Origin of the sequence: Pseudoalteromonas sp. NSLLW218 (assembly GCF_015864775.1) — a bacterium.
Taxonomy (GTDB): Bacteria; Pseudomonadota; Gammaproteobacteria; order Enterobacterales; family Alteromonadaceae; genus Pseudoalteromonas.
Genome location: NZ_JADYWO010000001.1, coordinates 300067 through 311715 on the forward strand (window position 1 = coordinate 300067; position 11649 = coordinate 311715).

The window sequence follows — 11649 nt, forward strand, 5'->3', positions numbered from 1 at the left end:
ATGTTAAATGAGGAGAATTCACAGAAAATTGGCACTCTTTACATTGTTGCCACCCCAATTGGCAATTATGACGACTTAAGTCACCGTGCCATTGCGACATTATCGCAAGTTGACTTAATAGCTGCTGAAGACACTCGCCATACCGGCAAGCTACTTAGCCACTTTGGTATTAAGGCTAAAACGTTCGCATTACATGACCACAATGAGAAACAAAAAGCACAGCAAATTATCGATCAACTAAATCAAGGTTTAAATATTGCTTTAGTATCGGATGCTGGTACACCGCTTATTAGTGACCCAGGTTATGCAGTTGTAAACTTATGCCGCGAACAAGGCGCTCATGTTACACCTGTTCCAGGTGCATGTGCTGCAATTACAGCCGTATGTTGTTCAGGCTTACCAACCGACCGTTTTCAGTTTATTGGTTTTACGCCAGCTAAAAGCAAAGCTCGCCAAGACTTTTTTACCGAAGCTGTTAACTCAGGTATCACCAGCATAATGTACGAAAGTACGCACCGTATTATGGCAAGCCTTGATGATTTAGCACTAGCCCTTGGCGATGAGCAACAAGTTGTATTTGCTAAAGAGCTAACCAAAACCTTTGAAACATTTTTTAACGGTAGTGTAAGTGAGCTTAAACAGTTTTTAACCGATGATCCTACCAAGCAGCGCGGCGAAATAGTGCTGATGCTTCCAGGTAAACCAAAGCAAATAGACGATGTTCCGCCTGAAGCGCGCAAAATGCTGGCACTGCTTGAGAGTGAAATGCCAATGAAAAAGGCCTGTGGTGTGGTTGCTGAATACTTTGGAATGAAGAAAAACGCTTTATACAAAACAATTATTGAAGAAAAAGAGTAAATTTTACTGCGCTTGGTATTAGCCTCATGTATACTGCGCGCCGAGTCAGCCAAGATGATCGCTGCCTGTGACGAAAATGATCAGGGGGAGGAAAGTCCGGGCTCCATAGGGCAGAGTGCCAGCTAACGGCTGGGGGGCGTGAGCCCACGACAAGTGCAGCAGAGAGGAGACCGCCAATCTTCGGGTTGGTAAGGGTGAAAGGGTGCGGTAAGAGCGCACCGGGCCGCTAGTAATAGTCGGTTGCAAGGTAAACTCCACTCGGAGCAAGACCAAATAGGGTTCCTTATGGCGTGGCCCACGTTGGAACCGGGTAGGTTGCTTGAGCCATAGAGCGATTTATGGCCTAGACGAATGATTATCACTTTCTTCGGAAAGGACAAAACCCGGCTTATAGGCTGACTCACTCATTCAATAAAAAGCCCGCAGTTAACACTGCGGGCTTTTTTGTGTCTCAATTTTACTTAAATACAATTTAAGTATCCTTAAATAATATTTTTCCCTTGTTCTGGGTCTCTTGATTGCTCTGCTTGTTCGCGTATTTCGTCGGTATCACTGCTGACATCATCAAGTCTTTTAGTTTGCTCAACAGTTTCATTCTTTCCGTTTTGTATTTGCGATGGTTGTTTTTCCTCTAAACTAGAAACACTTTCACTAGGGTCGGTGAGTATAATTCTTTCTCGTGCGTCATCTGGCATACTGATGTTTTGTTTTGTGAACTCATTGACTAATTCGCGCATAAGTTGAGAGCCTACTTTTAATGGGCTGTGCTGCTCGCTATTAACCCAAAAATACAAAACAAAGTTAATTGTTGATGAGCCTAAGTTTTTTATTAAAACCTGCGCGGGCGGGTCGCTAAGTACCGCATTTTGTTGATTCGCAATATCTAGGGCAAGAGTTTGCGCGCTGCGTATATCGTTATCATAGCCAATACCAATTTCTACTTTCCCGCGCATTTTCGGATTGGCAGTCAGGTTTTTAATGGTATTTTTATATACCGTCGCATTGGGTATTTGAATATGATTGCCATCGTAATCAACAAGCGTGGTTGCTCTTGCGGTTACTTTTTTAACAATACCTAATCGGCCATCTACTTCAATTACATCATCAATTTTAAAAGGTCTTTGTACACTCAGTAATAAACTAGCAATAAAGTTCTCTGCTATGTCTCTAAAAGCAAAGCCAAGTATTAAACCTATTAATCCGGTACCACTCATAATCGCAACAGCAAACTGAGTGAGCCCAGCTAAACGTAAAAATAAATATACGCCGAATAAAATAATTAAAGTGCTTATACTGCGTCTTACAACTAGGTGAACAAGCTTGCTGTCAGTCATGTAGTCAATAGGCTTTATAAGTAATCGAGAAAGAGGTCCTGAAATTAAGTAACTGAGTACTAAAAGTATGACCCCGAGTAAAAGAGTGGGTAATATTTGCGCTGTTACGTGAAGTAATTGCACGGCTTGCTCATAAAAGTAATTCCACGAAAGTGTATCGACTGTGATTACTTCAGTCATTGGTGCTGTATTATCTAGCGCTACACTACTTTTTAGGGTGCCGAGCATGGCTTATCTTCCGTGTTTGAGTCATTTATAGATAAATATTAGCAAGTTTGATACCAAACGCTTATAACTTGGCAAATATTTTGCTGTAGTAACGTAATATAAATATTGAGGTTTAGAATGAAAGAAGCTAAACGAGGACAGGAAGCAGAGCAGCCTGCACATATCCCTTTTATAGGCTGGTGGGATATTGTTAAACGTATTTTTAAGCAAATGAGCGAAGATAATTTATCTATAGTGGCGGCGGGTGTGGCATTTTATGCGTTACTTGCTATTTTTCCAGCCATTGCGGCGATGGTATCAGTGTATGCGTACTTTTCATCCCCAACAGATATTAGTGAGCACTTAAGTAAAATAGTTACTTTGCTTCCACCAAGCACCAGTGAACTAATTTTATCTCAGGTTTCTAGCCTTGCTAAAACATCAAGTGCAAGCTTGAGCTTAAGTGCAATCGGTACGCTCATACTTACCATTTGGAGTAGTTCAAAGGGCAGCCAAGCACTTATAACTGCGTGTAATATTAGTTATCGTGAATATGAAAAACGCTCATTTTTTCAAGCTCAATTAGTGCGTTTTTTATTTTCAGTAGGAGCGATTGTTGTCGCAATTTTTGCATTATTAATTATTGGTATTTTACCCATCGTACTAAACTTGGTGGGGCTAAAAGAAAGTATAGATTTATTAATTAAACTTATCTCTTGGCCATTACTGGCTTTTACCTTTAATTTTGCATTAGTACTTTTATATCGTTATGCCCCGCATCGTAAACCCGCTAAATGGCGTTGGATCACGATGGGATCGTCTATTGCAACCGTGCTGTGGATTTTGGCATCTATAGGTTTTTCTTTTTATGTGTCGCGTTTTTCTAGTTACAACGAAACTTACGGCTCACTAGGTGGTGTAGTGATCATGTTGATGTGGTTGTATATCAGCGCTTATATAATCACATTAGGTGCTGTTATTAATGCTGCAACTGAACAGCAAACAGGTAAAGACAGTACTATAGGCCCAGCTAAAGAGCGTGGGCAGCGAGGCGCCTATGTAGCAGATCACCTCGATGTAAAAAACGAATAGCTATTAGCTAGCTAAATTAGTAAGTGCAGTAATTTGCTCTTTAAATTCTTGTGCTGCAGGGCCAAGCCTGTCGTTGTCGTTGCACATTAAATATAAATTAAGAGTACGGGTTGTACCTTGATCTAAATTAAGCGCGATGAGCGTTTTATCTTCAATTAAATGTGCAATTTGTGTTTTTGGCAGCCAAGCGTAACCTAAATTTTGACTAACCATATCAATAGAGTTGCGTAAATGGCTCACTGTCCAGCGCATATCAGCACCTAACCAGCCTTCATTGTGACTGGTGTGGGTTGCTGAATCGCGAACTACTATTTGTCTATGTAACTTTAAGTCTCGAAAGTTGAGTTGTTCACTATGCTGTTGTAATATATGGTCTTTATGCGCAACCGCTATAAACTCTATATCGCATAGCGTACTGCAGCTAATTCCATAAATAGGAATTGATGAAATGGCTAAATCAACTACTGAGTTATGTAGTAATTCGTTTGCACCGGTTAGCACGCTTTCTACTAAATCAATTTTTAAAAGAGGGTAAAGCTCACTCGTTTTAGCAAGTGCCTGGTATAAAATAGCGTGTGGGAACACTTCATCAACGGCTATTTTTAATGTGCTCTCTACGCCTTCGCTAAGCGTAGTTGCTACCGATTCTATTTTAGTTGCTTCTTCAATTAAAAATTCAGCTCTGCGTAAAATAAGCTTACCGCTATCGGTTAAAAATGCTTTACGACCTTTTACTTCAAGCAACTTAATTTGCAAGGCGGCTTCAAGTTTTTGCACTGCATGGTGTACGGTTGACTGACTTTTATGTACAGCTGCGCTTGCGCCTGCGAACCCGCCATGATCTACAACAGCTTTAAACATTCGCCATTGCTCTAATGTTGCTTTTGCCATTTTAAAATCCTGTTACTACTTTATATCTGATTGCTTAACTTGACCGCGCAGACGCATTATTTATTGCGTAACAGTTATTTTTTGTCTATTTATTTTAACAAAGCTACTTTTTTATCCGCTAGAAGTGCCATAAAACTGCTTTTATTTAAAGGTTTTGAAAACAAATAACCTTGTCCGTAATCGCATCCAGCTTCCAGTAATAGCTGCATTTGTAATTTAGTTTCAATTCCTTCGGCGATTACTTTTAAGCCCAACTGATGCGCCATAACGATTATGGCTTCACACAATGCAAGTTCTTGGCTGCCTATTTGAATATTATCGACAAAACGCTTATCTATTTTTAAATAGTCGGTGTCCATTTCTTGTAGGTAAGCGAGCGATGAATATCCAGTGCCAAAATCATCAAGAGCTAGCTGCATTCCTGATTTCACGATTTCTTTTAGGCGTCTTTGTGTTAGCGCTTCAGGATTAACCATTAAGCCTTCAGTTATTTCTGCGACAATTGACGAAGCAGGTAGTTTTGCTGCTTTTAGCATATCGTACCATTCATCTATGCCACTCTCTGGCGTGGATAATTGCACTGGCGATACATTTACACTTATTTGAAAAGTATCATCGGTTAGTGTTTTTATATCGTTAAGTGTTTGAAGGGCTTGGGCAAATACAAATTGGCCAATTGCATTTATTTGCCTGGTTTCTTCAGCAAGTGGAATAAATGCGATAGGGCTGATTAGCCCTTTTTCAGGATGTTGCCAACGTATCAGCGCTTCAGCTTTATGAATATGTAAATCATTTAAAGCAACAATAGGTTGATAAAATAACTTAAACTGTTCAAGTTCAATGGCACTTCGTAAGTCTTTTAATAGCACCATGCGAGCATGTGCATATTCGCGCATGTCAGCAGAAAAAAACTCAAAACAATTACGACCATTACTCTTTGCTTTATACATAGCCTGGTCGGCTGCTTTTAAAAGCTGTTCAGTATTTTTACCATCATTTGGGGCGCATGCAATACCTATGCTTGCACTAATAAATAACTCTTCGTTTTCAAGATTTAAAGCTGACGATAAGCTAAGTAAAATATTACTCGCGATTTGATTAATATGGCGCGTACTTTTAATTTGATTGAACACAATAACAAACTCATCACCACCAATCCTAGCCACAAAGTCAGCATTCTTTGCCGACTGTACTATGCGTTGTGATACGAGTTTTAATAAGTTGTCGCCATAGTGATGGCCCAAAGTGTCATTAATATCTTTAAAGTGATCAATATCTAAAAGCATGACAATCAATTGATTATCTGGAGTAACAACATTTGAAAATCGTTTATTTAATCGCTCTTTTAACTCTAAACGATTTGGCAAGTCTGTTAAGTGATCAAAGTGAGCTTGTCGCCAAATAGTTTCATCAGCTTGTTTTTTCTCTGTGAGGTCTGTGAATATCGCGATTCGACGAATTGGTGCATTATTTTCATCATAAACCGTATCGATTGTGAGCCACTCAGAGTACAACTGCCCGCTCTTTTTACGGTTAATAACCTCGCCTTGCCAACGGCCAGTTTGCTGTAACTCTGACCACATTTTATTGTAAAATTTCTTATCATGTTTTCCTGATGAAAGAATTGAAGAGGACCGCCCAATAACGTCTTCTTTACTATATAAGGTCGTTTTACTAAATGCAGGATTCACATCAAATATAATACCTGTTGGATCGGTGATTGCCATACCTTCACTACTGTTGTTATACACTAGTGAGGCAAGGTGGAGTGCTTCTTCATTTACTTTTCGCTGTGTTATATCACGTAGTACAACAACGTATTCATTTTTGCTTTGCATAGCACTAATACGCGCTTCAAAGCTGCGTTTAGGATCTGATTTTTCGAGTGTGAATTCTAAATTGCTCGAAACATCAAGTTTAGATAACTGCGATAATAAAAGCTGAACATTGCTGTGTGAAAGTATTGATGATAAATGAGGTGCGGCAGTGCTATTTGGGTTTACTTGGGGCTTAAATTGCCCCGTTATGTTGAGAATATCGCCATGGATGTTAATTCTAACGTAACTATCAGGCAGAGTATTAAGCAAGCTAGTAAGCTCGTCATGCTTGTTTTTTAAATTAGCCTCGGCTGTTAACCTAGTTTGCGCCATTGATTTAAAATGCTGATAAAGAGTATTTAGTTCGGGATTATTGGGCTGTATATTTTGTGCGGGCATTTCGCCCTTAGCTAGCACATTTGTTGCATTTGTTAGATTATTAATTGGGTCGATAATACTTGTTTTAAGTAGTTTTCGTGCAATTAAAGACAGTATCAGTAGCGATAAAATAAACACACCAATCGCTATAAAAAAGTTATTATTTATTTGTTTTAAAGCATGCGTGACAGGAAGTGCGATATGTATATTTAAGCTGTTGTTACTCGGATCGCTATAAATAACAGAGTGATGAAGCATTCGGGCTTCACCTTCAATAGATTTTATTTTTGTTGATGCCTCAGTATCAATCGAAGAATCAGTTGCTAATAAAGTCTGTGCGATATTATCGCCAAGCGTGGCTGTTGTAGGAGGATAACGCGCTAAAATTTTTCCGTTAGAATCAGCAATTGCAGCAATAGAGCCCGGCGGAAGTTCAATGTCATTAAATGCATTATTCCACCAGTCTAGCGCAACAACGATAACTACAACGCCCTGTATTACATTTTTTTTATTAATAATAGGTAACGCAAAATTAAGGGTGTTTTTTTGCAGGCTTCGGTCGTGCTGAAAATAACCTACCGACAATTGGTTGCTTTTTAAGGCGTTTTGAAAATACGCCCGATCGGCAATATTTATTTTTTTGGCTAACCCGCTTGTTGTGCATATAACAATGCCATTTGGATTTACAATCCCGATATTGGCAACGTGCGCGTATATAGCTCTAAATTGATTAAAATAATTAGGGCAGGACGTTGCTAGATTTTCTTTCTTACTTTCCTCTTTAGCTAAGTAACGCGCTAACCGGTTAATATCATCGACTAAATGCTTTTGCTGTAAAATTAATTGCTTAGCAATGTTTTCTACTTTTTTTTCACTTTGCTCAATAGAGTGATCGCGCTCAAGCAGCAGTGTAAAAATAATTACAGCAGTGCCTGGAATACTTAACAGTATAAGCAAACGATAAAGCTGATGTTTGAGAGAATAAGTAAAAATAACCATTCCTTAGTTTTGTATTTTGCAATAACAATTGTAGCCAAATTCACTCCAAATAACCATAGTAATTATAAGGTTGAAAATATAACCAATGAATCATTATAGTTCTATTTTTTGGAATGTTAAGGTCGATTTAAAGACATAGTTGTTTTGTTTAATGAATGATTTAATAGCCTCATAAACTTATGCTTTAGAGTGAATTAAAAAATGAAAATATTAAAAATACTGACAGCTTATGCAACTCAAGATGGTGATGGCGTGAACATTAGCCGTATACCTGGGTTTGATGGTAAATACTTAGATCCATTTTTAATGATTGATGAACTTAAGTCAGACGACAAAAAAGAGTATATGGGAGGCTTTCCTGAGCATCCGCACCGAGGTATTGAAACGTTTACTTATATTCTAAAAGGTGGCTTTGAACATCGTGACCAAATGGGTAACAGAGAAGCAATTAAAGCAGGCGATGTGCAATGGATGAGTACAGGGCGCGGCGTCATGCACAGTGAAATGCCACTCGCTGATGCTGTTGATGGTCTGCATGGCTTTCAAATTTGGATCAATATGCCAAGCGCACAAAAAATGCGTGATTCACGTTATCAAGATACGACTAAAAACCCAGCTCCGAGTTTTACAAATACACAAGGTGTGACGTTAAAAGCACTTGCGGGATCGTGGCAGTTCGAAAGTGAAACACTTACAAGCACTCTGCAAAGTTTAGCTGCCAATGCTGCGCTCGCTGATATTACATTACCTGCTGGTAAAAGCATGGATTTAGAGCCTCTTAGCCAACAAAAAGTAATGCTTTATATTCATAGCGGCTCACTAATAATGAGCGACAATCAAATAATACCAGCGGGTAAGTTACTTATTTTAGAACCAGGCAGTGATATTAATATTAGCTCTGAGCACGGCGCTGGTGTATTGATTTTAGCTGGCGATCCACTTAATCAACCAATTGCTCATATGGGGCCGTTTGTAATGACGACGCAAGATGAAGTACAGCAAGCGGTACATGATTATAAAAATGGCAAGTTTGGCAAAATTTAACAGTATTTTTAGGAGAGTTTTATGGGATTATTAGTTAACGGTCAATGGCAAGATAAATGGTACGACACTGATTCAAGTAATGGTAAGTTTGAACGCGAAGCTGCGCAGTTACGCCATTGGATTACTGCTGATGGCAGTGCTGGAATAACCGGTGACGCAGGTTTTAAAGCACAAGCGAACAGGTATCATTTATATGTATCGCTAGCATGTCCTTGGGCTCACCGAACACTTATATTTAGAGCGTTAAAGGGGTTGGAAGAGTTAGTTACGGTATCGGTTGTTAGCCCTGATATGCTTGATAGTGGCTGGGAATTTGATACGAAAAACCACAGTACTGGCGATGCTTTATTTAATAGTAACTACTTACATCAAGTGTATACAAAAAGTAACTCAAAGTACTCCGGGCGAGTCACCGTACCCGTATTGTGGGATAAAAAGCTCAATAAAATTGTCAGTAATGAGTCTGCCGATATTATACGTATGTTCAATAGTGCGTTTAATGGGTTAACAGGTAATAACGATGACTACTACCCTGAGGCGCTGCAACCAAAAATTGACGAATTAAACGCGCTGATTTATCCAAATATAAATAATGGTGTATATCGTACGGGTTTTGCAACAACTCAGGATGCTTATAAAGAGGCATTTAATGATGTTTTTAAAGCGCTCGATAAAGTAGAGGGGATACTGAGCAAGCAGCGTTATTTAGCCACAAATGAACTCACAGAAGCTGATTGGCGATTGTTCACCACGCTCATTCGGTTTGATAGTGTGTATGTTGGTCACTTTAAGTGTAATTTGCGGACAATTGAAAGCTACCCAGCTTTGAGCGGATACCTTAGAGATTTATATCAAGTTGAAGGTGTGGCAGAGACGGTTGATTTTTACCACATTAAACGTCATTACTATTTTAGCCATACAATGATCAATCCAACACAAATTGTGCCAAGTGGCCCAAATATTGATTACTTATCCGATCACGGTAGAAATGTTTAATGTTTAAGCAAATAGCCTAACAAGCCAGCCGTATTTTCTTACAAAGCTGGTTTCGCCTTTTCCTGCTTGTACAGCTGCACCGGCTAAAAAGGCACTTGTCAGTCCCACTTTAGTTGCGGCAAAACGCTTTAGCCTATATTGAAACGCTGCATGATGTTGGCGTTTCAGCTCACTGCGCGTATGCATTTGCTTACTAAGAGCATCAACGTTTTCATTAGGTGCTTTAATTAAGTAGTTAACTAACATAGTAATTTCCTTATAAGTTAAACAGCTGTTTTAAGCTTTTAAGTGTTTTACTAAAGCCAATTTTATTGCTTAGGTAAACCGTATTTTTCCAAAGCCATGCTAAACAAGCAACTTGCAGCAATGTAGCTGTTGCAATACTCAGCCATACTGACCCAAAAAGATCATATACACCGTATCCAACAGCACCCAAAAATCCTGCCCACAACAAAACCAAACCACTGGCAAAACAGCCTAAAAATATAGTGATCAATGCAAGCGATCTGAGCGACAACCGCCATTCAGCCTTAGCAAGCTGATGGGTGATCTTTCCTTGAGTTTGGTAATCATCCTTGAGCTGCTTAGAGTACTCTAAAAGCTTTGCGATATGATCTTGCCAATCGTCCTTTTGGCTCTGCTGCTCAGTAGTTTGGTTTTGCGCTTCACCATCCTTGGCTGCGCTTGTTTGTGGGTTATTCATCACTAATTACTTACGACGAAATAGTGATGTAATCAGCATACCCGCAGCAAAAGCAATACCCGCTGTTGCTAATGGGTTTTCAGAAGCAAATGCACGAGTTTTAGCTGTACATTCACTTAACTTTTCGCGTGCAATAAGTTGTTTTTCACTTAATGCTTCTGCTGAGCTTGAAGCGCCTTTACGAACACTGCTTTCAGCTGTTGCTGCTTTGCTAGAAAGTGCATCTACAGCATCGTGTGCCGCTGATGTTGCTTTCTCTGTAAGAGGTGATTCAGTATTTGTTAGTTTAACGTCAGGCTTAACATCTGAAGTTGTGTTTGGTTTCGTATTTGTTGCAGTAGCCATAATCAATCCTTAATAAGTTAAAAAATTTAAATAGTGATTTAGATAATGCAATGATTAAACCAAAACTGTTTTTTATTTTAAGTTATTGAATATGTTATCTTTTGTTGTTTGCGTGTAGCTTTTTCACATTTGATAATTTAAAGCAAACAGTAACTATTACTACACGGTTAGGTAAATTTTACAAAGGGAGTAAAAATGCTTAAAAAGTTGTAAATATTCATTGGTTATTCAGTAAGCAAAGCGTGTAAACAGAAAGTTATAAAAAACAGAATAGATATTTTTTTCATCACAATCCCACTTTTTCCCACATAATTCAAACGCTTCGCTTGAACCCTTATTTTTTCTAGCTTTGGGACTCACTAAAGCTGGTCAGCTTACTTGACAAAATGGCTTGTCAAGCCCTAAACTGGAGCACTGTGGTAAAAAGTGGTTTTTAGTGGATCACACTGGATAAAAATAAACAAAAGTTGAATAAAACAATTTTAAAGTAGGTTTTTTATGTTTCGTGGCGCGAGTTCACTGAGTTTGGATGATAAGGGGCGTTTTGCGGTACCGACTAAGTACCGAGAATCTCTATTGTCTGAAGATCAGGGAACGGTTATTTGTACCGTCGCATTAAATGAGCCGTGTTTATGGTTGTATCCGCTGGCTGAGTGGCTCGAAATAGAAAGCCGTTTAGCTAAAATCTCCAATATGAACCCACGAGCCCGTCGAATGCAGCGTATGTTGCTCGGGAATGCTACTGAATATCAACTTGATAAAAATGGTCGAATTTTGCTTGCGCCGTCACTGCGGGCTCATGCATCACTTGGCAAAAAAATCATGCTAGTTGGTTTGATGAATAAATTTGAAATTTGGGATGAGGCGCGTTGGCACGAACAAATGCAGCAAGATACCGAGCTTGAAAGACTTGGCGATTTTGAGCCTAACCAAGATTTAGATAATTTTACACTCTAACAGCACAAAAAAAGGCAAATAATAGCTA

Annotated in this window: 11 protein-coding genes and 1 other RNA gene; 6 read left to right on the plus strand and 6 right to left on the minus strand. The window is 39.0% G+C overall.

Annotation, left to right across the window (positions count from 1 at the left end; all coding sequences use genetic code 11):
* Positions 1 to 858 (plus strand): 16S rRNA (cytidine(1402)-2'-O)-methyltransferase, encoded by an 858-nt coding sequence (rsmI, locus tag I6E80_RS01335; RefSeq protein ID WP_010554279.1) that lies wholly within the window; start codon positions 1 to 3, stop codon positions 856 to 858.
* Positions 859 to 899: 41 nt separating this feature from the next.
* Positions 900 to 1265: RNase P RNA component class A (gene rnpB, locus I6E80_RS01340), an RNA gene on the plus strand.
* 75 nt (positions 1266 to 1340) lie between these two features.
* Here rnpB and I6E80_RS01345 read toward each other — a convergent pair.
* Positions 1341 to 2420: a mechanosensitive ion channel family protein gene (locus I6E80_RS01345; protein ID WP_197184590.1), complete on the minus strand. Its 1080-nt coding sequence runs from the start codon at positions 2418 to 2420 to the stop codon at positions 1341 to 1343.
* Positions 2421 to 2537: 117 nt separating this feature from the next.
* Between I6E80_RS01345 and I6E80_RS01350 the strand changes: the two genes are divergently transcribed.
* Positions 2538 to 3491: a YihY/virulence factor BrkB family protein gene (locus tag I6E80_RS01350; RefSeq protein WP_024599277.1), complete on the plus strand. Its 954-nt coding sequence runs from the start codon at positions 2538 to 2540 to the stop codon at positions 3489 to 3491.
* 3 nt (positions 3492 to 3494) lie between these two features.
* On the opposite strand, the gene I6E80_RS01355 is transcribed toward I6E80_RS01350, so the two are convergent.
* Together I6E80_RS01355 and I6E80_RS01360 are read right to left on the minus strand one after the other, a co-directional pair.
* Positions 3495 to 4382, minus strand: coding sequence for a LysR family transcriptional regulator (locus tag I6E80_RS01355; protein WP_197184591.1), 888 nt, complete (start codon positions 4380 to 4382; stop codon positions 3495 to 3497).
* Positions 4383 to 4471: 89 nt separating this feature from the next.
* Positions 4472 to 7576 (minus strand): EAL domain-containing protein, encoded by a 3105-nt coding sequence (locus I6E80_RS01360; protein ID WP_197184592.1) that lies wholly within the window; start codon positions 7574 to 7576, stop codon positions 4472 to 4474.
* Positions 7577 to 7777: 201 nt separating this feature from the next.
* Between I6E80_RS01360 and I6E80_RS01365 the strand changes: the two genes are divergently transcribed.
* Complete coding sequence (locus tag I6E80_RS01365; protein WP_197184593.1) at positions 7778 to 8620, plus strand: pirin family protein; 843 nt, start codon at positions 7778 to 7780, stop codon at positions 8618 to 8620.
* 21 nt (positions 8621 to 8641) lie between these two features.
* Positions 8642 to 9616, plus strand: coding sequence for a glutathione S-transferase family protein (locus I6E80_RS01370; protein WP_197184594.1), 975 nt, complete (start codon positions 8642 to 8644; stop codon positions 9614 to 9616).
* A gap of 3 nt (positions 9617 to 9619) precedes the next feature.
* On the opposite strand, the gene I6E80_RS01375 is transcribed toward I6E80_RS01370, so the two are convergent.
* The 3 genes from I6E80_RS01375 to I6E80_RS01385 are packed head-to-tail and all read right to left on the minus strand — an operon-like array spanning position 9620 to position 10664.
* Positions 9620 to 9862 (minus strand): hypothetical protein, encoded by a 243-nt coding sequence (locus I6E80_RS01375; RefSeq protein WP_024599282.1) that lies wholly within the window; start codon positions 9860 to 9862, stop codon positions 9620 to 9622.
* Positions 9863 to 9872: 10 nt separating this feature from the next.
* The gene (locus I6E80_RS01380) at positions 9873 to 10319 is read right to left on the minus strand and encodes a hypothetical protein (RefSeq protein WP_024590208.1); all 447 of its coding nucleotides are present in this window, start codon (positions 10317 to 10319) and stop codon (positions 9873 to 9875) included.
* A gap of 6 nt (positions 10320 to 10325) precedes the next feature.
* Positions 10326 to 10664, minus strand: coding sequence for a hypothetical protein (locus tag I6E80_RS01385; RefSeq protein WP_010554292.1), 339 nt, complete (start codon positions 10662 to 10664; stop codon positions 10326 to 10328).
* A gap of 498 nt (positions 10665 to 11162) precedes the next feature.
* On the opposite strand from I6E80_RS01385, the gene mraZ reads away from it, so the two are divergent.
* The gene (gene mraZ, locus I6E80_RS01390) at positions 11163 to 11621 is read left to right on the plus strand and encodes a division/cell wall cluster transcriptional repressor MraZ (RefSeq protein ID WP_007582904.1); all 459 of its coding nucleotides are present in this window, start codon (positions 11163 to 11165) and stop codon (positions 11619 to 11621) included.
* Positions 11622 to 11649 lie beyond the last annotated feature (28 nt).

Excerpts from the sequence above, each read along its gene's own strand:
- rsmI (WP_010554279.1), top strand. The coding sequence starts at position 1 with ATGTTAAATGAGGAGAATTCACAGAAAATTGGCACTCTTTACATTGTT.
- I6E80_RS01345 (WP_197184590.1), bottom strand. The coding sequence starts at position 2,420 with ATGCTCGGCACCCTAAAAAGTAGTGTAGCGCTAGATAATACAGCACCA.
- I6E80_RS01350 (WP_024599277.1), top strand. The coding sequence starts at position 2,538 with ATGAAAGAAGCTAAACGAGGACAGGAAGCAGAGCAGCCTGCACATATC.
- I6E80_RS01355 (WP_197184591.1), bottom strand. The coding sequence starts at position 4,382 with ATGGCAAAAGCAACATTAGAGCAATGGCGAATGTTTAAAGCTGTTGTA.
- I6E80_RS01360 (WP_197184592.1), bottom strand. The coding sequence starts at position 7,576 with ATGGTTATTTTTACTTATTCTCTCAAACATCAGCTTTATCGTTTGCTT.
- I6E80_RS01365 (WP_197184593.1), top strand. The coding sequence starts at position 7,778 with ATGAAAATATTAAAAATACTGACAGCTTATGCAACTCAAGATGGTGAT.
- I6E80_RS01370 (WP_197184594.1), top strand. The coding sequence starts at position 8,642 with ATGGGATTATTAGTTAACGGTCAATGGCAAGATAAATGGTACGACACT.
- I6E80_RS01375 (WP_024599282.1), bottom strand. The coding sequence starts at position 9,862 with ATGTTAGTTAACTACTTAATTAAAGCACCTAATGAAAACGTTGATGCT.
- I6E80_RS01380 (WP_024590208.1), bottom strand. The coding sequence starts at position 10,319 with ATGAATAACCCACAAACAAGCGCAGCCAAGGATGGTGAAGCGCAAAAC.
- I6E80_RS01385 (WP_010554292.1), bottom strand. The coding sequence starts at position 10,664 with ATGGCTACTGCAACAAATACGAAACCAAACACAACTTCAGATGTTAAG.
- mraZ (WP_007582904.1), top strand. The coding sequence starts at position 11,163 with ATGTTTCGTGGCGCGAGTTCACTGAGTTTGGATGATAAGGGGCGTTTT.